We start from the raw sequence: 24,249 nt of genomic DNA on the forward strand, positions 1-24,249 counted from the left end.
CACAATAAGCACCGCAAAGACAGTCCAGCTCACCTTGTTGAGACGCACGTATCCCTCTGTCAGTCGTCACAGATAATTCTCCATAAAGTATTGATGATTAGTGTGGCGGGATTAGGGTGTGTCCCGTAACTATTTTTTGTACAATCAGGGACATGATTTCACCACAAAAAGTCCTTTAATTTGGCTCGTTACGATTTTCCCGATGACGCCTGGGCGTTGATTTCTCCCATGCTGCCACCTGAAAGAGGCTCTTCCCGAGGCGGGCGTCCTTATTTTGCGCACAGACATGTCATGAATGGCATATTTTGGGTGCTTTGCTCTGGCGCACCCTGGCGGGATTTACCTGAGCGTTATGGTCAATGGAAAACCATTTACAACCGCTTCAATCGGTGGTCTAAAGCCGGAATAATGAACAGCATTTTCAATAAATTACTCCAGATTCTGGATGAAAAAGCGCTGATTGACTGGGATGTTATCGCGCTGGATGGCAGTAACGTTCGCGCCCTGAAAGCGGCCGCGGGTGCGAAAAAAAACATCCCGATGAATGCGAGGACCATGGGCTGGGTCGCTCTCGCGGCGGCTTTGGCACCAAAATCCATCTGGCGACAGATGGCACAGGATTACCACTGAGTTTTTGCCTGAGCGGTGGACAGGCCCACGAAAGCCGATACGCGGAAAGGTTGCTCAACCGGGTCGGGATTATCCGAAAAAGCGGGCACCTGAAATCACGTCCGAAAGCGGTGCTGGCGGATAAGGGTTATTCAGGTAAAAACCTTCGCATTCATTTGAAAATGAAAGGAATAAAAGCGGTTATTCCGTTTAAATCGAATGAGAAGGCCAGTCAGGACGGACGTCGCCCCCTCGACACGCGCCTGTACAAAAAACGCAATGTCGTGGAGCGCTGCTTTGCGATACTTAAAGAAAATCGCCGTATTGCCACCCGCTCGGAGAAAACAGCCAGAAACTACCTGAGTATGCTAAAACTGGGAGCGATCAGGTTATTTTTAAAACGGTTGTTAAGTTAAGGGACACGGCCTAGCTTTCCCAGAGGACAGTAATGGTGTAAGCGTTCATGGCGTGATACTGAATAAAGTTACTCTGCCACAGTTCAAATAACTCTTTTCCGGCGTTAATAGGCAGATCACCAACATGAGCAAGAAAAACATATTGCTGACTCCAGCTTATATCAATTTCCTTTTCCAGTTCGGGGTATACCGTCCCCATATAACTGAAGTCAGTGATGTAATCAAAATGCCATTCACCATTGCGTGAAATAAGCCGTATTTCAACAGGGTGGTAACCTCCACGTTCAGCACTGTAAGTCAGGTCTTTAAATAACAAACTAACAGCAGCTATTCTGGTTTTATGCGACGGGGGATTACCCATCTCTTTAAATAACAAATCAATCAGTGCTTGTTTGACCGGAAGGGAATAATCTTCCTGATGTATTTTATTCATTTTTATCTCATACATTATTTGATAGATAACCCATCAGTTTCATTCACTGGTTTTTAAATAAAGTAAGTTTAAACATAGCATCTATTTATAGATACAGTCAGACTGATATTCTTTAAATACAGTTAACCCTCCAATAAAGGATTAAAAAATCGAAAATTTAATTAAATAATAATTTGAATGACTAGCTGGCTGCTAACAATAACACTTTCCAGTAATGGCATTATATCAAACTGATATATTACGAGCAAATAGTTTCATAAAGAAACCATTATTAAGTAAATTAATAAAGAAGGAAATAATTCAGGGAAATAAGAGTGCCAGCGCAGACTATTGCTTCGAAATAATCTCCAGCAATTGTTTACGCTGCTCTTCCGAAAACGCCAGTAACTGGTGCGCCAGTGAAATCACTTCTGTTGGCAAAGTAGGCTGGGTCAGCGCAAGATCGTCAGCCACTTGTTCAAGCGCCTGCTTCAACAAACGGTCACGGGAATGGGGCTTCATCGTCTTGAATAGTTGAACCCAGAGATTAAGCTGTTCGTCAGTACCATAAGGAGAAGCGACAGAGTGGGTGGCTTGCTCTGCCCGCTCACTTTTCAACGACATTCCCGCAGCGCGAATATGGTACTCAAAGCCTTTATGCCCTGTTCTCTTTCTCCTGATTTCCGGGTGCATAGCGGCTAGCTTTTCCAGACGTAGGCGGCAGCCCTTTGCCGTACTCGGCATCCCCGGTTTACCTGCAAAATCCAGTGCTGTTAGCCACTGTTCATCATCATGAACGCTATCACTTGGGCTCTCTTGAAGAGACGGTACATTCAAAATATTTTTCATGAATTTAATCCAGAATATCAATACGTTAAAAGGAGTCCCAACAAAAACCACAAAGAGAACTTGATAAGTTCCTTTTATTCGCATTTAATATCCCTGTACTGATACAGAGGAGTTAACACTGTGAATAACCACGTAGCATCGCAAAAAAAGCGAACTAAAGGAAGGGCTAAGGATTGGCACAGGGCCGACATTGTGGCTGCGTTGCACAAACGTGGGTTGAGTCTGGCTCAGTTATCTCGCGATCAAGGATTAGGCTCTCGCACACTGAATAATGCCTTCAGTCAGCACTATCCGAAGGCTGAACGGTTGATAGCCGCGGCTCTAGGGATGATGCCCGAGCAGATATGGCCCAGCCGCTATTCCAATAAAATGCCTTCCAACCACACAGGCAAGGAATAGCTATGGCGACCACGATCACTTCGGTAATGGAAAGCTTTGAATACTTCTTTCATTCCCTTTATCGCCCTGAGTTTGTAAAAACACTGCGCTTAAATGAGTGCAGTGAAAGGGAACTACTTCCTCTGGTACGCTGCTACCTTTTAGGGTGTTTCTCCGATGATGTTTCACCGGAGGTGAAAGGGAAACTCCCTGGCTCTATTACGGGGAACGGCTATATCGATTTTGTGATAGATGATGTCGCCGTAGAGTTTGCAGTGCGTAAGCCCACCGCAGCCAAATCGACGGTATCTGCCACTGTTAACAGTACGGAAATGAAGAAGCTGATGACGTTCGACGGTAAGGCGTTGCTGGTACTGTTCGACTTCTCCACCACACCTTATTCAGAAGCCCAAATAGAGGCTTTCCGCGACTGGCCCTCGCTAGGGAAAGGTAATCATAAAAAGTCTGCATTTAACGTCGCCTATTTCTATGTTGAAAAACGCAGACCGCTAACACTCGGGAAAATCACTAAAAATATTCGTATTAACTGACAAGGAATCAACAATGAAACATGTTGTTTTAGCCACCCTGCTGTCGAGCACATCAGCACTGGCAACCGCCGCAGAGTACGTCAAACCAAACGGTGCCCTAACACTTGCAGAAGGCGGTAATGGTGTGGAATTCAGTATTAATGCTGCGAGTAAAGATGCTTCCGGTATCTGCAATATGGAAGGTTCAGCACAATCCATTAGTGCTGGAGAAAACCAGAAACATCGCTGGCTTTATAACGATACATCGAGTCAGTGTGTCGCTGTTATCAGCGAGCAGAAGAACGGTAAAGTAACAGTAATGACCAAAGGATGTGAAGGTTATTGCGGTATGACCGCCGCTGGAGCAATGGATGGGATTTATCGGAAGAAATAGCAATGAAATCAGGAGAGGATAAACAATGAACATAATAACAGGCGCAGCTATCGGTGCCATTGTTGTTTGCATCTGGCACGTCATGCAGCTTACCCGTCGTGTTGAAAAATTGGAGCTTTTAATAAAGCCAAATATCGATTCACAACTATCAGCCAGTAAAGAAAATGAGCGGAATAGTGAGTGAGGAATCCCGTAAAGCATTTAATCTGAAAATGAATATGAAATTTTATAAACAGCCTTTTAATTTTATTTCTTAGAAAAAAATAAAAAATCTGGATATTAAAACAATCCCGTCTCACTTCCGTATAGGCTACAACCGTGCAGCCAGGTTGTTGGGCGCATTCGCCTGAAACAAGGCATTGCTGGAAAAATCATCAATAAGGATTAACTCAATGAATATGCGATTAGCATTACTGTTTATATCTGCAAGTCTGTTAGTTGGCTGCGGAGACAATACACCTGAATGCAACAGTGATGATGCTAAAAATTTGGTTGCTGACATTGCTCATAAACAAATTAATAAGCAATTCGAGCAGCTAAGAAATTCTCAGATGTCAGGAATGGTGCCAGCTAATACTGACAGCCTTCTGCTGAAGGTTATCAACGTTCGAACATTAAGCCATAACTCATCAATAGATACTTATCAATGCGCCGCCAGTCTTCAAATGACCATGACAGATGAGCAATCTAAACTACCTAACACAACAGAGATACCGATAACCTATGATATTCAAAAGACAGATGATAATAATGGGAAATTCTATATAAACGTATCTGGTTTATAATCACCTTAGCTAACATCAGGGTTCCTTTTGGGTGAAGTAATTGATGCTTTATCCCAAAAGGATAATACCATGAAAAAGATCGTCACATTCGACCTTGCAAATAATTCTGTGTAATTGCCATCCGATTAAAGGTGGTCGCTCAGGCGGTCACCGAACTCGATAATAAAACCGCTCATCGTCAACCACCAGTTCTGGATTGGCATACTCCATTTTTTCGACGCCGACTGTATCGCCGGATAAACCACTTTCCGCACCAAGTCGTCCGTCGAGAACTGTAGTGGTTCACAAAACCAGACGCGCAGCAGTCATTGCTGATAACTTATCGGATACAAAAAACTGACGATGGTAAAGAACATTTCTGTATTAATGTTCCGGGGCTATAATTGCATTCATTAGTAACTACTAAAGGCCATATCAGCGCCTTTAGTAGTTAATGAAAAAGTGTAGCCCATTGAAAAATAAAACTTCAAGATGCAACTTTATCTGCCGTTATCAATTTACTGCTTAGTGTGATTAGGTTGTAATTAACACCTCTAGTAGACTCAGTGAAAACCTCCTCGCTTTCGTCAAACGAGGCTGCGACAATACTTTGCAAACCATGTTGACTAGCTAATGTTCTTAGTAATTTATTGAAGCCATTAGTACCCATAGAATGTTGGGCGGGCTCGTCAAATATTATAACCCCAGGGTGATTACCATTGTTCTTTTTAGAGGCTATAAAAACAGATATTAAGTAAGACCAAATCAACCTTACAAAATCACTAGCGGAAGAATCCGTTTTTAAATCAATTTTCTCTTTAGTTTTTATCTCACGCAGCTCCAAGCCCGATAGAAACGGAGATAAAGTATCATAATTAATCTCCACATCGGATACTGGAGCACTTCGATATCCAAAATCACTAGCCAGTATTTTAAAAGATGCATTAAGATCTTTCAATTTCTTGATGTCATTTACTGTATAGGTACTTTTTGGTAGTTTTGATAATTCACCAAGTTTATTTTTATATACCTGACTCACTAAAACCATTTGTTCTAATATTTTAGTAATAACTTCCTCATCATTTCTTAAGGTTTTTATTTTTTCTTCAGCTTGAATTTTAACCCTTATATCCTTTTCAGAGATTGAGTCGCTATTCTTAATGTCTACTTTTGATGATAAGATAATTCCCCGCACACGTACTATCTCATCTCTAATGTTTTTTAATTCACGATCTCGTTGCAATATAATGTGATTTGAACCATTAATATATTTATTTAGCATTTTTAACTGACTTTCGAGATATGCTATATTTTCGGTAATACTCATAGGCTCTAAAGCATCGTCCATTATTAATAAAGAATCTTTAATTGGAGAATGACAGGTAGGGCAAATGTCTTTTGCAACACTCAAATTGCTTTCCGCACCAAAATCTTTCAATTTTTTAGCAACTTTATTATTATTCAGATCTTCAATTATTTGAGTTTTACTACTCTCATATTGAGAAACATTACTCTTCTCATTCAAGATATCACGATATAATACATCCTGAACTGATAATAACCTCATCAATTCAGCCTGCTCAGTTTCAAGAGAATTAATAAGCAACTCTGTTATTGGTTTAACAGGCTTCCTCAAATCTTCAACTTGGCTATTTAGTTCTATTAATTTCTGATTTATATCAACAAGAGAATCATCATTGGAATATTTAATGCTCGCAAGATCTTTATTGAAATCTACAGGTACTTTATCATCTATACCACTAACAACTAATGAACTCCTCTCTGAGACCAACCTAATTTCAGTTTTAAGTTCAGACCATTCATGATGTAACTTTGATATTTCACTCTGTACTATATTTATTGCCTTCTCATTGGAGAATGTTTCGCAATCAAGTAAATATTCAACAACTCTTTTTCTTACATTCCTTATTGCATAATAAGGTATATTTGCGATGTAATCAGTCCATCCTCTCTTTTGCTCAACAAATAGGGCAGCAAAGATCGTTTGAAGATATAATTTACTCTCTCCGCCTTTATTATCCGGTACTAAAGGCAATTCTAATCCTAAAAAATCTTCCATGTATCTGAAAAAACCAGTTTTTATGTTTTGTGCCGAGCCTTTATCATGGAGATAAGTATATTCAACAGAGTAATTGTCATTCGGTATAGACAAATAAGCCCCATCTATGATTTTAACTAATTTTGTATCATAGTCAGTTGATCTTATAGCTCTGTTAATAGTAATAATCCGCTTACCGTTAGAAACCTCTAAATAAACGGATGAATTAATTATCGGGATCTTTCTGCTGCCTTTTGAATGATTATCAACTATATGATCCCTCAAAGCATAAGGCATAGTAGATGCCCCTTCTCCGCCGAGAAGCTCTTCCATACCAAAGGCATAGAATATAGCTTGAATTAAAGTACTTTTACCTGATGAATTATTACCTTTAATTATATTCAGGCCATCAGTAAATGCGCATTTAAAACCATAATCGCCGGAATCAGTATCTATAGATAGCAGGGCAAGATCATGAACGTTTTTTGCACAATTCGACGTCAACATTGACCTGACGAGTCGACTATGATCTTATGCTCCTCTTTTGAGGAGTGACCATGAATTTAGATACCATCAAAGCGCATTTCAGTATCATCCGCGATGAACGACAAAGCGCAAAAGTGGATTACCCACTGTTTGATATTTTGTTTGCTTCAATCTGCGCAGTGATAGCGGGAGGCCAGGGCTGGACTGACATTCGTGAGTACGTTCTCGGCCATCATGACTGGTTCCTTAAACAGGGCTTATTTGAAAAAGGTGTGCCCGTTGATGATACCTTTGCTCGCCTAATTTCAAATATTGAGCCCGCTGAATTCCGCGATTGTTTTCTCGCCTGGATGAAAGCCGTGCACAAGTTAACCTGTGGTGAAGTCGTCGCTATTGATGGCAAGACTTTGCGCGGCTCTTATGACAGAGACGACAGGCAAAGCACCATCCATATGGTAAGTGCCTATGCCAGCGCCAACCAACTCGTATTGGGCCAGCTTAAAACTGATGCTAAAAGCAATGAAATCACCGCGATACCCGCGCTGATTCAGATGTTGGACTTGCGAGGTGCCATCGTGACAATTGATGCGATGGCCTGTCAGACCAAGATTGCCAAGGCGATTACGAGCAAAGGTGGCGACTACTTATTGGCAGTTAAGGGCAATCAAGGCAAGTTAGCGGCAGCGATACAGGCCGCTTTTACCCCACATCGGCGCGCGCCAATTGACAGGGGCATATCTCAAGTTGAGAAGCAGAAAAGCCGAGTGGAGGCACGCACTTACCATGTACTGGATGCCAGTGATATGGTTGGGGATTTCTCTGCCTGGCTCGGGCTAACCAGCATAGTCATGGTCGAAAGTTACCGCGCAGCAAAAGGCAAAGCGCCAGAGTTGGAGTACCGCTACTACATCAGTTCAGCCAAACTAACCCCAGAGCAGGCCGGAGATGCGATACGGGCCCATTGGGGTATCGAGTCCATGCATTGGATTTTAGATGTCAGTATGCGAGAGGATGCTTGCCAGATTTACCGAGAAAACGCCGCAGAAAACTTGGCAGGGTTAAGGCACATGGCGCTGAACATGCTCAGAGCCGAGCCAACGAAGATTAGCGTACCGATGAAACAAAAACGCTGCATGATGAAACCCGTGTTCTTGGAGCAAGTTCTTATGGCTGGATTAACGTCAATGGTTAAATGTTGATCACTCATGCGGACGCCCTGCTATAGATAGTTTAAATTTATTAATTTTCATCTATTCTTTCCAAAGGTTGGTAGCAGCTTCAATCATTTTTTCTGTTATCTTTAAACCTATTTTCTTTAAAAAGATAGTCTCATCATAGAATAAGTCATATGAATTGCTATTATTTATAAAACACATACCTTTAGGCGCAAGCTTGAATGAAGTCCCAGATTTAATAATTAAACCTTCTGCAATCGCAAATTGCAACGCAAAATTTACAGAAGGATCTATCCCCCATACACTCGGTATCTCAATCTTCTTTTCAACAGCATTTAATAACATTTCCTTACGTTGTTCATCTTTCAATACCCATGCAAAAAGATGCAACCTTATTAAACTTGAGCATTTCCCTCTGGATGCCAGATCCAATACCAAGAGAATCTGGCCAATTTTAAATAAAGGGCGAAAACCTGCATATATGGGCATTGGTTTTCGTTTAAATGTCACTCGACTCATTAGTTTAACTCCAACGGACATAAAGCTATCCATTTTGCAACCAAGCTATCGACAAGGCTATGCCTTTCAGGATCACCAAGCATTGGAATAGATTCTTTTATTCTTAATGCCAAAACACCCTTAATTCTTTCAATCAATTGCTCAGGCAAAGCATCCCAAGTAATGCACAATTCCTCTATTTCATTCTCATACTGATTGATGACTCTTGCCAATTCAAAATAAATTAAAGCAGAGTCTTTTTCAATTCTCCTTAGCAACACATCGCCAGCAAGAAATTTCTTTTCTGTTAAAACATTAAGTTTCTTGTGCTTTTCAGAATTTAATGAACCATCAATAACGCATCGTTTTTCATTTTTTCTTTGGATATTAAGTTCCATTTCTTCAGTAGCTGAGTCGAAATAGTCCAATTGCTGAGGTGTGATATCAAAAGTTATTTTACTACCTTTTAAGGTCATGATCTCTTGAATTTCATGTATGTAAAAATCTATATCTTGAACATCTACTTCAAAATCATCAGAAAGAAAATCCAAAGATAACGCTCTAATTTCTTCTTGTTTTTTTACAATATGCGAAAGGATCTCATTACGGTTAATTTCTGGGCATAAAAAGATCCATTTTTTTATTTTACAGTCTCCAAGCCTCTTTTTTAGCTCATCTTTATATGTATTAAGCTTGGCAAGATCTCTAGTAATTTTGTCACGTTGTTTTTCATAAAGCTCCTCCTGCGTATACACCTTCTCAGGACAATAGCACTGAATAGCTATACCATAGTCTTTAACAAAACCCTCAATACCATAATCGCCTGGAGAAGCAGGCATTTCCTGATAACCAAACTGCCTATAGAGCTTTTTGAAAACTAGCTGGCAAATCTCTTCCCACAAGTTTCCGTCCATCGGACCAATTTTAGTAATGTAAGATGACATTCATTCCCCCCTAATACTCGACGACAATTACAGCCAGCACGAGAGTTCGCCGTCTAATTCGTTGCAGATTTGCTCATTAACAACAATGAACTGTGTTTTTATACAGTTTAATATCGAATGACCGCCTGTTGATTATCTAAGCAGATTATTAATAACCTAGTTATGCTTAAAAAGGAATAAGGCTGACTTGTTTTGCTAATATTTTTGACTCGTCGCCTTCATGCAATAATATGTCATTGCTTCAATATATACTTTCGAGATAATTTGCCCACACTTGCAACCACTTCTTGCACTCAGCATCATACTTATACAGGTTATAAATCCCCTCTACACCGCCGCGAGTATGCCCCAGCACAGCCTCCGCAACTTCATTTGGGCATTGCAAACGGGATAGCCCTGTCCGCACTGTACGACGCAGGTCGTGTGGCGTCCAGTGAGGTATATCAAGCATTTGACCGTTTTCACGTAAACGCCATGAATTTTCAGTCAGGTATTTCTGCTGAATGGGGAGTTTAGTCGCTTGTGAAGGAAATAAATATTTATCGGAGGTGAGGCGCAGAATTTTAAGGAAGTCGATAGCCTGAGTCGATAGCTGAACGTACCGCTCTACTCCAGTCTTGGTTTCTCGCAGATGTATCGTGCCCTTTTCGAGATCCACATCATCCCAAGCCATATTGCAGACTTCACCTGTTCGGCACCCAGTCCAGAGCGTCAGTCGCAGCACATTTTTGATTGTTGGCGTAAATGAAGAACCAGGAAGCCAATGAAGGAATTTAGCTAACTCTTTCTCACTCAGAATTCGAGTTCCACGTTCACAGGTCAGTTTGATATTAGTCTGGCGTAGACTCGACTTTGCCAATAGCGCAGGGTTAGCAAAGCTGTCATCGAAGCGCCCTAAGCCAATTGCAAATTCATAGGCAGAGGATAGTTCACGTAACAAATTACCTGCCTGAACTTTGGCACCGCGTTCAATCACACCGTTGACCAGTTCGACGATATCTTTACGGGTGATGTCCGCTGCAACACGCGCCCCTAGCTTAGCAACCGCATCATTTTCCAGAGTTCGACGGACTTCCTTTTGCCCTTTCTTTTTACGCGCTCCTGGAATGATTTTTCCATCAGCATTTTTACGATCTTCTATCCGTTCAGTCAGATACAGCTCAACCAAGCCTTCAACCGTCAGCACTGCCGCTATCGGTTTTTGACTCTCCTCCAATAACCGTTGCTTCTCATCTTTCAGCTCAGACGCCGGGCAGCGCCCTTCGTTTCTGATTAATTTGAGCTCTTGCAACTTCATACGAGCCATTGCAAGCGAGGTTTGCGGGAAGCTTCCAATTTTTACCTGTGACAGCTTATTGGTCACTGGGCTAGTATAACGGTAGAAAAAGGTCTTGATACCCGAAGCGCCGCAAGTCACACGTAAGCCTCGGTTTTCACCTGTATCAGCCTTATTTTTGTCCGTAGGCTTCATCATTTCGATAGCTTTGGATGACAAAGGTTTGCCTGCTGGTTTATCTGTCATATAAGATCCATTTTATGGCTAACCACTTGATTTACTAAAGCTAAAAACCAGCTTTTCTTTCCAAGTGTAGGTTGTGCATTTATTTAGTGTAATTATACCATAACCTACATAACAACCTACACTTTGACCTACACTAACAAGTGGGTTTTAGTGATTTTTTATGAGACAACGTGATACTTAATGAGAACAATTAAAATCACAATTCACTTTAAATTCAATGGAATAAATAAACCATGTCTATGATTGACAATAAAAATCTAGATTCACACACACCAATGATGCAGCAGTACTTTAGGTTAAAGGCTGAACATCCGGAAATCCTGCTGTTTTACCGCATGGGCGATTTTTATGAGCTGTTCTATGACGATGCCAAGCGGGCTTCTCAACTGCTGGATATCTCGCTGACGAAGCGCGGTGCCTCCGCAGGGGAACCGATACCGATGGCGGGCGTTCCTCATCATGCCGTTGAAAACTACCTTGCCAGACTGGTGCAAATGGGCGAATCCGTCGCTATCTGCGAACAGGTTGGCGATCCCGCCACCAGCAAAGGTCCGGTAGAACGCAAAGTTGTACGTATCGTCACGCCAGGAACCATCAGCGACGAAGCACTATTGCAGGAAAAGCAGGATAACCTGCTGGCCGCAATCTGGCAGGACGGTCGGGGGTTCGGTTATGCCACCCTGGATATCAGCTCAGGACGTTTCCGCGTGAGCGAACCAGACGATCGGGAAACCATGGCGGCTGAGTTACAGCGCACCAATCCGGCGGAATTACTCTATCCTGAATCTTTCGAGTCCATGGATTTGATCGAAAATCGCCATGGGCTTCGCCGTCGTCCACTGTGGGAATTTGAACCGGATACTGCACGCCAGCAGCTTAACCTGCAATTTGGCACCCGCGATCTGACCGGTTTCGGCGTAGAACAGGCCAAGCTCGCATTACGGGCCGCTGGCTGCCTGCTACAATATGCGAAAGACACCCAGCGCACCTCGCTGCCGCATATCCGCGGGATTACCATGGAGCGCCAACAGGACGGCATCATCATGGACGCGGCCACCCGCCGTAACCTTGAACTGACGCAGAATCTGTCCGGCGGCGTGGAAAATACGCTGGCCGCGGTGCTGGACTGCACAGTGACGGCAATGGGCAGCCGGATGCTGAAGCGCTGGATTCATATGCCCAGCCGCGATATTGAGGCGCTCAAACAGCGTCAGCAGGCTATCAGCGCGTTACAGGACATTACGCCCGATCTACAACCCTCTCTGCGGCAGGTCGGCGATCTGGAGCGTATTCTGGCGCGACTCGCGTTGCGCACAGCACGCCCGCGCGATCTGGCTCGTATGCGCCACGCTTTCCAGCAGTTCCCCGCTATTCGTGAGCAGCTTGCGCCACTGGATACCGATTCCGTTCGTCGTCTGGTCAGCCTGATTGGGCAATTTGATGAGTTACGTGATTTATTGGAACGCGCGGTTGTCGAAGCACCGCCCGTGCTGGTACGTGACGGCGGCGTTATCGCGCCGGGCTACCATACAGAGCTGGATGAGTGGCGCGCACTGGCTGACGGTGCCAGCGATTATCTGGACCGTCTGGAAATTCGTGAACGTGAAAAGCTGGGGCTTGATACGCTGAAAGTCGGCTTCAACGGCGTGCACGGTTATTACATTCAGGTCAGCCGTGGTCAAAGCCATCTGGTGCCGATTCATTATGTACGCCGCCAGACGCTGAAAAATGCCGAACGCTATATCATTCCCGAGCTAAAAGAGTACGAAGACAAAGTTCTGACCTCGAAGGGCAAAGCATTGGCGCTGGAAAAAGCGCTCTACGATGAGCTCTTCGATCTGCTGTTGCCCCATCTGGCTGAACTTCAGCAAAGCGCCGCCGCGTTGGCAGAATTGGACGTTCTGGCGAATTTGGCCGAACGTGCCGATACGCTGAATTACGTCTGCCCGACGCTGAGCGATAAGCCCGGCATCAAAATCACGGGCGGTCGTCACCCTGTCGTCGAACAGGTGCTTCGTGAACCGTTCATCTCTAACCCTCTGTCGCTGGCACCACAGCGTCGCATGCTGATTATCACCGGCCCCAACATGGGCGGTAAAAGTACTTATATGCGTCAGGCCGCACTGATTGTGCTGATGGCGCACATCGGCTGCTTTGTGCCTGCGGATCAGGCGGTGATTGGCCCCGTCGATCGTATTTTCACTCGTGTGGGAGCCGCGGACGATCTGGCCTCTGGCCGCTCCACCTTCATGGTGGAAATGACAGAAACGGCGAATATTCTGCACAATGCCACGGAAAACAGTCTGGTATTGATGGACGAAATCGGTCGCGGAACCTCCACCTATGACGGCCTGTCGCTGGCCTGGGCCTGTGCCGAAAATCTGGCGAACCGCATCAAAGCGATGACGCTGTTTGCAACGCACTACTTTGAACTGACCACTCTGCCGGAAAAAATGGAAGGCGTAGTGAATGTGCATTTAGATGCGCGCGAACACGGCGATACCATCGCCTTTATGCACAGCGTACAAGATGGCGCAGCCAGTAAAAGTTATGGCCTTGCCGTCGCCGCACTGGCTGGTGTCCCGAAAGAAGTGATTAAGCGCGCACGCCAGAAACTGAAAGAGCTGGAAACGTTATCGAATAATGCGTCATCCAGTCATATTGACGGCGCGCAGCTGGCGCTGCTAAGCAATGATGAGCCGTCTCCGGCGATTGAAGCGCTGGAAGCCATCGATCCTGATGCGCTCACGCCACGTCAGGCGCTGGACTGGCTGTATCAGCTAAAGAAAATGCTCTAACGTGTAATGATGGATGTAAAAAAGGCACTGAAATCAGTGCCTTTTCTTTTTAACGCTGTATCAATCTATCTGCGTATCGCAGTTTGCTTGGGCGTTCATACGTGCGTTATCGCTGCTGTTAGGGACCACCGCTTTCACCCTCTGCCCTTCTTCCATTGATGGAATCACGGCAAAATGTGCGGTAAAGGAAACCAGTACCGGTTCACCTGCCGACGCCGTAGTACGAAGATACAGTCTTTCAAGCACGGCATTACTCGCTACCACAAACGTTTTCCCTGTCACGCAGTCAGAGAAGGTCGCAGCATCTGCCAGATAGCGGTACATACCCTTCATCGACATCGGCGTATCCGGCAATGCCTGCTCGGTTGCCGTCAGTTGGCGAGGAAGCGAAGAATTGATGGGCAACCCTTGCTGATCCAGCATTTCAAGAGAGTTATCAACCGGGCGGAAGTAGCGTTTTTCACCCGAACTCTCCGTCAACACCAGCTTGTCGGCAGTGCGCCGCCATTGCCCATAGGAAGCAAACGTGTTGTTGCCCTCTCGAGTCGTTTGATACTGTTCACGCAGAACAAAAGTCCCGTCTTTTTCCAAAAACAGCGACGTATCAATCCCTCCGCAGTCCGCACAGGCTAAAACGCCACGATAACTTTGCGCCATTGGTTTAAGGGTTTCTTCCTGAGCTTGTGAGCGGGTATGACACCCGATCAATCCAGAAATCCCTGCAATCAACAGCACACCGATAGCCAGTTTTTTCATCATTATTTTCCTGCCGTCTCTGCCCTGTTTTTATCGTTCTTACTCAACGTTCTGGAATATATCCAATCGGTTATCATCCCTGAGTCTGAGGAATTTTCCACTCAGAAAATGCTATTTCCAGACTATTCTTGTCGTCAGATAACCAGATCGTGCCTTCCTGTATCGTTGCCTGCAATGCCATGGTGCGTTGAACCAGTCCGGCAAGCTGAGTCAGCTGATTATCATCCAAAAAGCGGATAGCCAGATTCTTGTACCCAGAGACCTTACCCGATATTGCGCTCCACCAAACCTGTGCCGCACGCTCGCTATAAGCGTACAACATCACGGAACGCGACTGGTTGCAGGCTTTCTTGAGCCGTTTTTCATCCGGCAGACCTAGCTCAATCCACAGTTCCAGTTCCATCGTATCATTACGTCGCCAGATTTCCGGTTCATCATCTGCGCTGAGCCCTTTGGTAAAACGCAGGTTTTCATCAGCATGGCAAATCCACGCTAAAAGCCGCAGCATCATACGCTGCTCAGTTTCAGACGGATGCTGCGCTATCGTCAGGTTCACGTCGTGAAAAAAATTCCGATCCATATCGGCAATATTGATTGCTGCTTTGTAAACCGTTGCTTTTAATGCCATCAGTGACCTCTTATTTATTCCCTCCTAGTTTACTTGAGTTAGCGCCATCCTCACAGTAAAGGTGATATCTGCCACGTAACCGATAGATTAGGCCTCTAAGGACTACTGATATCCTGTTAGTGCCTATGCTATAGTCGGTTTGATAAATAGAGTTTATCTTCGTAGGCTTACAACATCGCGCACCACAGCAAGTGATGATGCATGAATATCTACCGAGCTAAGCTTTCAAGGGAGGATATAGTGCAAGAATACTGTGAATTAGTACGTCGCTTATACGCAGAGATCGCCAGTGGCGATCTGGGCTATATACCCGATTCGCTGGGTTGTGTTTTAAAAACCCTGGATGGCATTGCTGCGAATGATGCGTTGCCATCCTCCGTCAGGGAACAGGCCGCTTTTGCCGCCGCTAACTTATTGGTGAGTGATTATGTCAATGAGTAATGAATATCAACCCATCAACTGTGATGATTACGACAGCCTGGAAGCCACCTGTCAGCAGAATTTGACGCTGACGCTGGAACTACGCAATGGTGAAGTTGTGACCGGTAAAGCCAGTGATATGATCTCACGTAAGCAGGTCGAATATCTGGTGATTGAAGCCTCAGGCACAACGCGCGAGCTGCGTCTCGACCACATCGTCAGTTTCAGTCATCCTGAAATCGGGAAGGTCGTCGTCAGCGAATCCTGACAGACTTCTCCTTTCATTCAGCGGCAAACGCTGAACCCATGCTTCCCAAACGGACAACGCAGGTTGTCCGTTTTTATTTCAGTACTAGCCTCAGCGTCAGGCTTTTCCCTCAGCTTTTTTCCCCTGGCTTATTTTCCCCTGGCTTATTTTTCCCAAACTTACTTTTCCCAAACTTACTTTTCCCAAACAATGCGCCATACAGGCTGGTTTTCTCTCGCCTGCCCTTCTCGCGTGACAAATCGCCCCACTGCCGCAATCAGTTGCTCGTTGTAGAACACCAGCGGCGTACGGTCACGCCACCAGGGCGGAACGCCCAATTCCTGCCAGAGTTTCTTGATTTGTCGCCCATGTGCTCTGCCAACAATATGCACGGTTCCGCTGATCGAAAAGCGAATGCTCACCGCCTCACTGTTTTCCGGCGCGCGAATCGCCACTCCGCTATCGGCCAGCGACAGCGTGCCCAGATTATCGGGTAGCGACAACGGGCATGACGGCGATTGCCACGAGATAATGCAGTCTTTGAGTGACGTCATCAGCGGCAGCAGGTAGAGATACTGCCGAAAACGGCGAACCTGCATCTGATTCAGTTGCAATACCGGTTCTGCATCCTGACGGCTTGTCGCAACCTCATCCCAGAGCCGTTGTAATTGTTCACGTGCTGGCATCGTCGCCCCTCGCTGCGCCAACCAGCGCCGCAAGAGTGCAAAACGACGCACCGGACTTAGCGGCAGAAGCCCGTCAATGCTCAGCGCACCATCCGCCTGGCATAGCGCCTGCAATGACTCCTCCAGCAGCTCATCTAGCAGCTGTTCCTGTTCGGCACAAAGCTCGGCGCTACGCGCTACGGCGGAGGAGAAATGCGGCCAGCGCTGCGTCAATCGCGGTAAGATTTGGCGACGTAGGAAATTACGGTCGAAACGTTCATCCTGATTGCTGTCGTCTTCAATCCAGTCAAGCTGATGCCGCTGCGCATAGGCTTCCAACTGCAAGCGAGAAATGCTTAACAGCGGACGCACAAGACGATGCTGACCGAGCGTTGTACTGTTACCGAGAAGAGTACTAGCCGCCATCGCAGATAATCCGGCAGGCCCACTGCCGCGTTTCAGCGCCAGTAAAAAAGTTTCGCTTTGATCATCAAGATGCTGCGCCGTCAACAAGATTTCCCCGTCTTGCAGATGCGCTTGCAAAGCCTGATAACGTGCCGTTCTGGCCGCGGCTTCTATACCGCCGTTCTGCGCTTCAACCTTCACCGGCAGCGAGGCAAAGGGCACCTGCCAGCGTTCACACTGCTGGCGACAATGTTCAGCCCAGCTATCGGCCAGCGGATTTAAACCATGATGGATATAAGCCGCACGAATAGGCAGCCCGGAACGCTGACGCACAGCCACCAGCAGATGCAATAGCACGCTAGAGTCCAGACCACCGCTGTAGGCCAACAGGATCGACTCGCATCCGGCCGTTTGCGTCACAATCGTCTGGAGTAATCCATCATCAGGTTCGGTGCGGTTCACGGTATCAGATCTCATACAGTTCTAAAGGCAAGCCGTCAGGATCGGAGAAAAAGGTGAAGCGCTGCTGCGTTTCAGGATCGATCCGGACAGGTTCACAGATAACGTCAGCCTGCTCCAGCGAGGCGACAGCCTGTTCTACGTTAGCCACAGCAAAAGCCAGGTGGCGCAGGCCGCAGGCTTCCGGACAACTCACCCGCGCGGGCGGATGAGGGAAAGAAAATAGCTCAATGGTATAGCATCCATTCAGCGAGAGATCCCCTTTCCACGACTGCTGTGCTTCACGGTAGACCTCGTTGTTCAACGTAAACCCTAGCACATCACAGTAAAATGCCTTGCTGCGTTCATAGTCAGAGGCAATCACCGCAATGTGATGGACATCGAGCAGCTTCAGCATGCTTCAAACCCTCATAGCAAAAAATCCGCTGTCATTTCTGACAACGGATTTTAAAAGTAACACCAGAATCACCTGATTGATAACACATCAATCAGACAATCGCCTTATCAGCAGTAACCACTGTACTTAACAGTAACCATAGTTCATCAAACGCTGATAACGGCGGTTCAACAGTTCTTCTTCTGTCAGGCCGTCGAGATCGAGCAGGTCGGCCAGCAGTTGTGCTTTCAGCGACGCTGCCATCACTGGGACATTACGGTGCGCCGACCCCAGCGGCTCAGGGATCACGGTATCGATCAGTTTCAGCTCTTTCAGACGCGGCGCAATAATGCCCATGGCTTCCGCCGCCAACGGCGCTTTATCCGCACTCTTCCACAGGATAGACGCACAGCCTTCCGGTGAAATCACCGAGTAGGTGCTGTACTGCAACATGTTGACCTTGTCACCCACGCCGATAGCCAGTGCACCACCAGAACCACCTTCACCGATAACGGTACAGATGATTGGCACACGCAGCGTCGACATTTCACGCAGGTTGCGCGCGATAGCTTCAGACTGACCGCGTTCTTCTGCGCCAACGCCCGGATAAGCGCCCGGCGTGTCGATGAAGGTGATGATCGGCATCTTGAAGCGATCGGCCATTTCCATCAGGCGCAGCGCTTTGCGATAGCCTTCCGGTGCAGGCATGCCGAAATTACGGCGAATCTTTTCTTTGGTCTCACGCCCTTTTTGATGACCAATGATCATCACCGGACGCCCATCCAAACGGGCAATCCCGCCGACAATGGCTTTATCATCGGCATAGGCACGATCGCCAGCCAATTCATCAAAGTCGGTAAAGATATGCTTAATATAATCAAGCGTATAAGGACGTTGCGGATGGCGCGCTAATTGCGCAACCTGCCAGGCACCCAAATCGGCGAAGATTTTGCGCGTCAGTTCAACGCTCTTCTCACGCAGGCGCTGGACTTCTTCGTCCAGATTAATATCTAATTTTTCGTCTTGACGGCTGACTGCGGTCAGCGAGTCAATTTTCGCTTCCAACTCTGCAATCGGCTGCTCAAAATCAAGAAAATTCAGACTCATAGTATTCCTATATTAGTCAAATTCCAGTTCCACCTGCTCATTACCCACTAATGTGCGCAGCTCGTTCAGTAGCGCATCGGCAGGCGTTACACGCCATGCTGCGCCGAAACGTAGTCGGGCACGCGCATCTTCACGCTGGTAATAGAGATGCACTGGGATCGTCCCCGATCGATGGGGTTCCAACGATTGGCGGAGACGGTTTAATAGCTGGTCATCAATTTGCCTGTCAGTCAGCGAGATAGCAAGCCCGCGCGCGTATTTTTCCCGCGCTTCACTGATATCCATTAACTCTCGGACGGTCATTTTAAGCCCGCCGCTGAAGTCATCAAAGCTGACCTGTCCACTGGCGATAAGGATACGGTCTTTCTCAAGTAAATGCTGATATTTTTCCAATGCATCGGTAAACAGCATGATCTCAAGCCGACCGGAACGATCGTCCAATGTACAGACACCAATACGGTTACCCCGCTTGGTTACCATGACGCGAGCCGCCAACACCAGCCCAACAGCAGTGGTCATTTTACCCCGATCCGTCGGGTGCATATCTTTCAAACGCACGCCACCGGCATAGCGTTCAATTTCCTTAATATATTGCGTGATCGGGTGGCCGGTCAGATACAGCCCCAACGTTTCCCGTTCACCATCCAGCACCACCTGCTCCGGCCACGGCGGCACCGAACTGTAGGATTGCTCAACCTGTTCAGGCGCGTCGGCCAGCACACCGAACATATCCACCTGACCAATGGCTTCCGCTTTCGCATGCTGATCGGCGGCCTTCAGCGCATCAGGCAATGAATTCATCAGCGCGGCGCGATGTGGCCCCAGACGGTCGAATGCCCCAGACATAATCAACTTTTCCAGCACGCGGCGGTTCAGCTTTTTAATGTCGGTACGCGCGCAGAGATCAAACAGCTCTCTAAAATAGCCGCCCTGATTACGCGCCTCGATAATCGCCTCAATCGGGCCTTCCCCCACGCCTTTAATCGCGCCGATGCCGTAAACAATCTCGCCATCGTCATTAACGTGGAAGTGATACAGCCCGCTGTTGATGTCCGGAGGCAGGATTTTTAACCCCATCCGCCAGCATTCATCAACCAGGCCGACCACTTTATCCGTGTTGTCCATATCGGCCGTCATTACGGCCGCCATGAATTCTGCCGGATAGTGCGCCTTCAGCCATAGCGTTTGGTAAGACACCAGCGCATAGGCCGCGGAGTGAGATTTATTAAAGCCATAACCGGCGAATTTTTCCACCAGGTCAAAAATCTTAACCGCCAATTCGCCGTTCACGCCGCGAGATTTGGCACCATCTTCGAAGCCACCACGCTGCTTCGCCATTTCGACCGGGTTCTTTTTCCCCATCGCACGACGCAGCATATCCGCGCCGCCCAGCGTATAGCCTGCCAGAACCTGCGCAATCTGCATGACCTGTTCCTGATACAGGATAATGCCGTAGGTCGGCTCCAGCACAGGCTTAAGTGACTCGTGCTGCCATTCGATATCAGGATACGAGATCGCTTCACGACCGTGCTTACGGTCGATGAAGTTATCTACCATGCCGGATTGCAATGGGCCAGGGCGGAACAGCGCCACCAGTGCGATCATATCTTCGAAACAGTCGGGCTTAAGGCGTTTGATTAGGTCTTTCATGCCGCGCGATTCAAGCTGGAATACCGCCGTGGTTTCCGAGCGTTGCAGCATGTCGAAGCTTTTCTTATCGTCGAGCGGGATCGCCGCAATATCAATCGGCTCCTGCCCTTGCTTCGCGCGACGGGCGTTAATCATCCTCAGCGCCCAGTCGATGATGGTCAGCGTACGCAGGCCAAGGAAGTCGAACTTCACCAGCCCAGCATATTCGACGTCGTTCTTATCAAACTGGGTAACCGGATGGTTTCCTTCGGAATCACAGTACAGCGGTGCAAAATCGGTAATCTTGGTGGGGGATATCACCACCCCACCCGCATGTTTACCCGCGTTACGCGTTACCCCTTCGAGCTTGCGCGCCATATCGATGAGGGCCCTAACTTCTTCATCGGCCTCATAAATTTCTGGCAGCTGCGGTTCAGCAGCAAACGCTTTTTCCAGCGTCATACCCGGATCGGGCGGCACCAGCTTTGAAATGCGATCGACAAACCCATAAGGGTGTCCAAGCACGCGCCCGACGTCACGAATCACCGCTTTCGCCGCCATCGTACCGAAGGTGATAATCTGCGATACCGCATCACGTCCGTACATTTCCGCGACGTGATCGATGACCTTATCGCGTTTTTCCATACAGAAATCGACGTCGAAGTCAGGCATGGAGACACGTTCAGGGTTGAGGAAACGTTCGAACAGTAGATCGAATTCAAGCGGATCCAGATCGGTGATTTTCAGCGCGTAGGCGACTAACGACCCCGCACCGGAACCACGTCCCGGCCCAACAGGCACATCGTTATCCTTCGACCACTGAATAAACTCCATGACGATCAGGAAGTAGCCGGGAAATCCCATCTGGTTGATGACGCCCAGTTCAATATCCAGACGCTCATCATATTCAGGCCGACGCTCAGCACGCACTTCCGGATCGGGGAACAGGAATTCGAGACGTTCCTCCAGCCCCTTTTTCGAGCACTGAACCAGAAAATCTTCCGTGCTCATGTCGCCCGTCGGGAACTGCGGCAGGAAATACTCACCCAGACGAATTGTTACGTTACAACGCTTGGCAATTTCAACGCTGTTCGCCAGCGCTTCGGGGATATCCGCAAACAGCTCGCACATTTCCTCTTCGGAGCGCATGTACTGCTGCGGGCTGTAATGACGTGGACGTTTGGGATCGTCAAGCGTGTAACCGTCGTGAATCGCTACGCGAATTTCGTGAGCGTCAAAATCATCGGTGCTGATAAAGCACACTTCATTGGTCGCCACCACGGGCACCCCGTGCTTCGTCGCCAGCTCGACGGCTGCGTGCAAATAGCTTTCTTCATCGGGGCGGGACGTGCGGATCAGTTCCAGATAGTAACGCTGGGGGAAGTGTTCCTGATAGAAGGCCAGACACTGTTCGGCCTGCGTCTGGTTACCGCGCAGCAAAAATCGGCCAACATCACCTCGGCGGCCGCCAGACAGTAAAATCAGCCCTTCCTGATGCTCAATCAGCCAATCTCGGTCAATCGTCGGCCCAGCAGCGCCATAGCCTCGTTGATAAGCATGGGAAATCAGCAGCGTAAGATTCTGGTAGCCAGCATTATTCATCGCCAGAACGGTAAGATGCGCGAGCTCATCACCCAATTCGTCGCTTTCGACACAGAAATCTGCGCCGATAATGGGCTTGATTCCCGCACCATGCGCGCCGCCATAGAATTTAACCAGCCCACACAGGTTGGTAAAATCGGTAATCGCCAGCGCTGGCATGCCGAGTGCTGCCGCTTTTTTTACCAGCGGACCGACTTTGGCCAGCCCATCGATCATGGAATAGTCACTATGAACACGCAGGTGAACAAAACGTGGTTCGGCCATCTCCAGATCCCAGAATTTATCGATTAGTCAGCATGGCAACGACACGCTTACGCACGCACGCCACACCGAGAGTGAATGATGATGTTTACGCCAGACCTAGTGCACGTTTGACTGGCGCGAAGCTCCGACGGTGAAACTCAGTGGCACCCAGTGCGGCCAGTTTCTCCAGATGAAAAGCCGTTGGATAACCTTTGTGTTGGGCAAAACCATAAGCGGGGAAGCGTTGATCTAACTCGACCATCTCACGATCGCGAGTGACTTTCGCCATAATCGAGGCCGCGCTGATTTCTGCCACGCGGCTATCCCCTTTTACGACCGCCTGAGCGGGCATCGGCAGCGCCGGGCAACGGTTGCCGTCAATGAGAACAAAATCAGGCACGACAGCCAATCCAGCCACCGCACGCTGCATTGCCAGCATGGTAGCATGCAGGATATTCAGTTGATCAATCTCTTCCGGCTCTGCCCGACCAAGGCTCCACGCCAACGCCTTCTCTTTGATTTCATCATAGAGCGCCAGCCGACGTTTTTCACTCAGCTGTTTAGAGTCCGCCAGCCCAACAATTGGCCTAGTCGGATCAAGAATCACCGCAGCCGTTACGACCGCGCCAACCAGAGGGCCACGGCCCACTTCATCAACGCCAGCGATACAGGTCGCCTGCGGATAGATAAATATTTCACTCATGATTTTATTGGATGGTTTTACTAACATGGCTTTACTAATTCCAGTACCGCCTGAGCCGCCTGCTCATCGGCGTTACAGCGAATCTGCTGATGCAAATCCACAAACGTTGCGCGTAGCTCAGCCATTTCTTCCGTATCGGAAAACAGCGGCAGCAGCGCAGCAGCCAACTTATCCGGCGTACAATCGGTCTGTAGCAATTCCGTCACCAGCTCCCGCCCAGCCAGCAAATTCGGCAGCGACACCCACGGCGTTTTGACCAAGCGCTGTGCTAGCCAGAAGGTAAAAGGCTTCATGCGATAACCGACAACCATCGGGCATTTAGCCAGCATGCATTCCAGTGCCGCCGTACCGGATGCCAATAGTGCCGCATCACTGGCAATCATGGCTTCTCGCGCCTGCCCATCCAGCAGATGCACGCGTAGATCGGGCGCCACGCTACTTTTTATCCGCTCAAACTGTTCACGCCGCTTGCTGTTGACCAGCGGAACCACGATTTCCAGATCGGGAAAATGCTGGCGCAGTAGCACAGCCGTATTGAGAAAATCTGCGCTAAGCATTTCAACTTCTGCACCGCGACTGCCCGGCAACAGCGCCAGACAATGCACATCGGGCGCAATACCCAACGTCGCGCGTGCTGCCAGTTTATCGGGATGCAGCGGCATCGCATCGGCCATCGTATGACCGATAAAGCGACAGGGCACATTGAAACGATCGTAAAACGCTTTTTCAAAAGGCAAGAAGGCCAGCACCAGATTGGTCGCTTTACCTATTTTGAAAACGCGTTTTTGCCGCCATGCCCACACGGAAGGGCTGACGTAGTGAATGGTATTGATACCGCGCTGCTTGAGGTTGCCTTCTAGCGTGATATTGAAATCAGGGGCATCAATGCCGACAAAAACATCAGGTTGAAGTTCGCTAAAGCGCTGGGTTAAATCCCGCCGAATTTTCAGCAGGCGAGGAAGGCGTTCAAGCACCTCAACAATGCCCATGACAGCCAGCTCTTCCATCTCGTACCAGGCTTCACAGCCTTCGGCCTGCATACGTGGCCCGGCAACGCCGACAAACCGCACATCCGGCACCTTTTCTTTTAGCGCCCGGATCAGGCCTGCGCCAAGGATGTCGCCGGAAGTTTCTCCGGCGACCAGCCCAATAGTCAAAGGACGTGACGACATGGA

At 47.8% G+C, this 24,249-nt stretch carries 24 protein-coding genes and 1 pseudogene; 10 read left to right on the plus strand and 15 right to left on the minus strand.

The genetic code is table 11. The annotated features are described in order from the left end of the window. The first annotated feature begins 180 nt into the window (after positions 1-180). A protein-coding gene (locus tag DMB82_RS15505) for an IS5 family transposase (RefSeq protein ID WP_102119033.1) occupies positions 181-1,025 on the plus strand; the annotation gives its coding sequence in 2 pieces (ribosomal slippage) (positions 181-526 and positions 526-1,025; 846 coding nt in all). Between the two features lie 10 nt (positions 1,026-1,035). On the opposite strand, the gene DMB82_RS15510 is transcribed toward DMB82_RS15505, so the two are convergent. Further along, positions 1,036-1,458, minus strand: a complete 423-nt coding sequence (locus tag DMB82_RS15510; protein WP_044206461.1) for a DUF2787 family protein — start codon at positions 1,456-1,458, stop codon at positions 1,036-1,038. 327 nt (positions 1,459-1,785) lie between these two features. After that, the gene (locus DMB82_RS15515) at positions 1,786-2,286 is read right to left on the minus strand and encodes a hypothetical protein (protein WP_044206266.1); all 501 of its coding nucleotides are present in this window, start codon (positions 2,284-2,286) and stop codon (positions 1,786-1,788) included. 120 nt (positions 2,287-2,406) lie between these two features. Between DMB82_RS15515 and DMB82_RS15520 the strand changes: the two genes are divergently transcribed. The 5 genes from DMB82_RS15520 to DMB82_RS15540 all read left to right on the plus strand — a co-directional run bounded on the left by DMB82_RS15520 (position 2,407) and on the right by DMB82_RS15540 (position 4,373). Further along, positions 2,407-2,685, plus strand: a complete 279-nt coding sequence (locus DMB82_RS15520) for a helix-turn-helix domain-containing protein (RefSeq protein ID WP_044206271.1) — start codon at positions 2,407-2,409, stop codon at positions 2,683-2,685. 2 nt (positions 2,686-2,687) lie between these two features. Beyond that, entirely contained in the window at positions 2,688-3,215 is a 528-nt protein-coding gene (locus DMB82_RS15525; RefSeq protein WP_044206273.1) for a hypothetical protein, read from the plus strand. Positions 3,216-3,228: 13 nt separating this feature from the next. Continuing rightward, positions 3,229-3,588 (plus strand): hypothetical protein, encoded by a 360-nt coding sequence (locus DMB82_RS15530; RefSeq protein WP_044206275.1) that lies wholly within the window; start codon positions 3,229-3,231, stop codon positions 3,586-3,588. Positions 3,589-3,613: 25 nt separating this feature from the next. Then, positions 3,614-3,772: a hypothetical protein gene (locus tag DMB82_RS15535; protein ID WP_155278025.1), complete on the plus strand. Its 159-nt coding sequence runs from the start codon at positions 3,614-3,616 to the stop codon at positions 3,770-3,772. Between the two features lie 208 nt (positions 3,773-3,980). Then, complete coding sequence (locus DMB82_RS15540; RefSeq protein ID WP_044206276.1) at positions 3,981-4,373, plus strand: hypothetical protein; 393 nt, start codon at positions 3,981-3,983, stop codon at positions 4,371-4,373. A gap of 125 nt (positions 4,374-4,498) precedes the next feature. Here the strand turns inward: DMB82_RS15540 and DMB82_RS15545 are convergent. Together DMB82_RS15545 and DMB82_RS15550 are read right to left on the minus strand one after the other, a co-directional pair. Beyond that, positions 4,499-4,645 (minus strand): annotated as a pseudogene (locus DMB82_RS15545) (IS256 family transposase); the annotation flags it as partial. A gap of 194 nt (positions 4,646-4,839) precedes the next feature. Further along, the gene (locus DMB82_RS15550) at positions 4,840-6,918 is read right to left on the minus strand and encodes an AAA family ATPase (protein ID WP_228400002.1); all 2,079 of its coding nucleotides are present in this window, start codon (positions 6,916-6,918) and stop codon (positions 4,840-4,842) included. Between the two features lie 50 nt (positions 6,919-6,968). On the opposite strand from DMB82_RS15550, the gene DMB82_RS15555 reads away from it, so the two are divergent. Further along, complete coding sequence (locus tag DMB82_RS15555; RefSeq protein ID WP_102119602.1) at positions 6,969-8,096, plus strand: ISAs1 family transposase; 1,128 nt, start codon at positions 6,969-6,971, stop codon at positions 8,094-8,096. A gap of 51 nt (positions 8,097-8,147) precedes the next feature. Here DMB82_RS15555 and DMB82_RS15560 read toward each other — a convergent pair whose 3' ends face one another. The 3 genes from DMB82_RS15560 to DMB82_RS15570 form a co-directional block, all read right to left on the minus strand. Continuing rightward, the gene (locus DMB82_RS15560; protein WP_202902040.1) at positions 8,148-8,591 is read right to left on the minus strand and encodes a hypothetical protein; all 444 of its coding nucleotides are present in this window, start codon (positions 8,589-8,591) and stop codon (positions 8,148-8,150) included. Continuing rightward, positions 8,591-9,514, minus strand: coding sequence for a hypothetical protein (locus DMB82_RS15565; protein WP_044206284.1), 924 nt, complete (start codon positions 9,512-9,514; stop codon positions 8,591-8,593). Before DMB82_RS15565 ends, DMB82_RS15560 begins: the two co-directional genes overlap by 1 nt. A 241-nt stretch (positions 9,515-9,755) precedes the next feature. After that, complete coding sequence (locus tag DMB82_RS15570) at positions 9,756-11,036, minus strand: tyrosine-type recombinase/integrase (RefSeq protein ID WP_044206287.1); 1,281 nt, start codon at positions 11,034-11,036, stop codon at positions 9,756-9,758. Between the two features lie 239 nt (positions 11,037-11,275). On the opposite strand from DMB82_RS15570, the gene mutS reads away from it, so the two are divergent. Next, positions 11,276-13,834 (plus strand): DNA mismatch repair protein MutS, encoded by a 2,559-nt coding sequence (mutS, locus tag DMB82_RS15575; protein WP_208644335.1) that lies wholly within the window; start codon positions 11,276-11,278, stop codon positions 13,832-13,834. Positions 13,835-13,894: 60 nt separating this feature from the next. On the opposite strand, the gene nlpE is transcribed toward mutS, so the two are convergent. Both nlpE and DMB82_RS15585 read right to left on the minus strand, forming a co-directional pair. Next, positions 13,895-14,590, minus strand: coding sequence for an envelope stress response activation lipoprotein NlpE (nlpE, locus tag DMB82_RS15580; protein WP_102118262.1), 696 nt, complete (start codon positions 14,588-14,590; stop codon positions 13,895-13,897). Positions 14,591-14,663: 73 nt separating this feature from the next. Continuing rightward, positions 14,664-15,218 (minus strand): YaeQ family protein, encoded by a 555-nt coding sequence (locus DMB82_RS15585; RefSeq protein ID WP_102118263.1) that lies wholly within the window; start codon positions 15,216-15,218, stop codon positions 14,664-14,666. A 240-nt stretch (positions 15,219-15,458) separates the two neighbouring features. Between DMB82_RS15585 and DMB82_RS15590 the strand changes: the two genes are divergently transcribed. Together DMB82_RS15590 and rof are read left to right on the plus strand one after the other, a co-directional pair. Then, a complete protein-coding gene (locus DMB82_RS15590) occupies positions 15,459-15,659 on the plus strand; it encodes a YaeP family protein (protein ID WP_010285748.1) in 201 nt (66 codons plus the stop codon). Beyond that, the gene (gene rof, locus DMB82_RS15595; protein WP_029367608.1) at positions 15,646-15,906 is read left to right on the plus strand and encodes a Rho-binding antiterminator; all 261 of its coding nucleotides are present in this window, start codon (positions 15,646-15,648) and stop codon (positions 15,904-15,906) included. The genes DMB82_RS15590 and rof overlap by 14 nt, the downstream gene beginning before the upstream one ends. Positions 15,907-16,079: 173 nt before the next feature. Here the strand turns inward: rof and tilS are convergent, their stop codons facing one another. The 6 genes from tilS to lpxB form a co-directional block, all read right to left on the minus strand. Further along, positions 16,080-17,432, minus strand: coding sequence for a tRNA lysidine(34) synthetase TilS (tilS, locus tag DMB82_RS15600; protein WP_116163940.1), 1,353 nt, complete (start codon positions 17,430-17,432; stop codon positions 16,080-16,082). After that, entirely contained in the window at positions 17,422-17,811 is a 390-nt protein-coding gene (locus DMB82_RS15605; RefSeq protein ID WP_116163942.1) for a VOC family protein, read from the minus strand. Before DMB82_RS15605 ends, tilS begins: the two co-directional genes overlap by 11 nt. Positions 17,812-17,937: 126 nt before the next feature. Continuing rightward, positions 17,938-18,897: an acetyl-CoA carboxylase carboxyl transferase subunit alpha gene (gene accA, locus DMB82_RS15610; protein WP_102118266.1), complete on the minus strand. Its 960-nt coding sequence runs from the start codon at positions 18,895-18,897 to the stop codon at positions 17,938-17,940. A gap of 12 nt (positions 18,898-18,909) precedes the next feature. Then, entirely contained in the window at positions 18,910-22,392 is a 3,483-nt protein-coding gene (gene dnaE / locus DMB82_RS15615) for a DNA polymerase III subunit alpha (RefSeq protein WP_116163944.1), read from the minus strand. Positions 22,393-22,477: 85 nt separating this feature from the next. Continuing rightward, positions 22,478-23,074, minus strand: coding sequence for a ribonuclease HII (rnhB, locus tag DMB82_RS15620; protein WP_102118325.1), 597 nt, complete (start codon positions 23,072-23,074; stop codon positions 22,478-22,480). Positions 23,075-23,094: 20 nt separating this feature from the next. Next, the gene (gene lpxB, locus DMB82_RS15625; protein WP_116156339.1) at positions 23,095-24,246 is read right to left on the minus strand and encodes a lipid-A-disaccharide synthase; all 1,152 of its coding nucleotides are present in this window, start codon (positions 24,244-24,246) and stop codon (positions 23,095-23,097) included. Between the last annotated feature and the right edge of the window lie 3 nt (positions 24,247-24,249).

The sequence above is a fragment of the Pectobacterium aquaticum genome (assembly GCF_003382565.3).
In the GTDB taxonomy this organism is placed as follows: Bacteria; Pseudomonadota; Gammaproteobacteria; order Enterobacterales; family Enterobacteriaceae; genus Pectobacterium; species Pectobacterium aquaticum.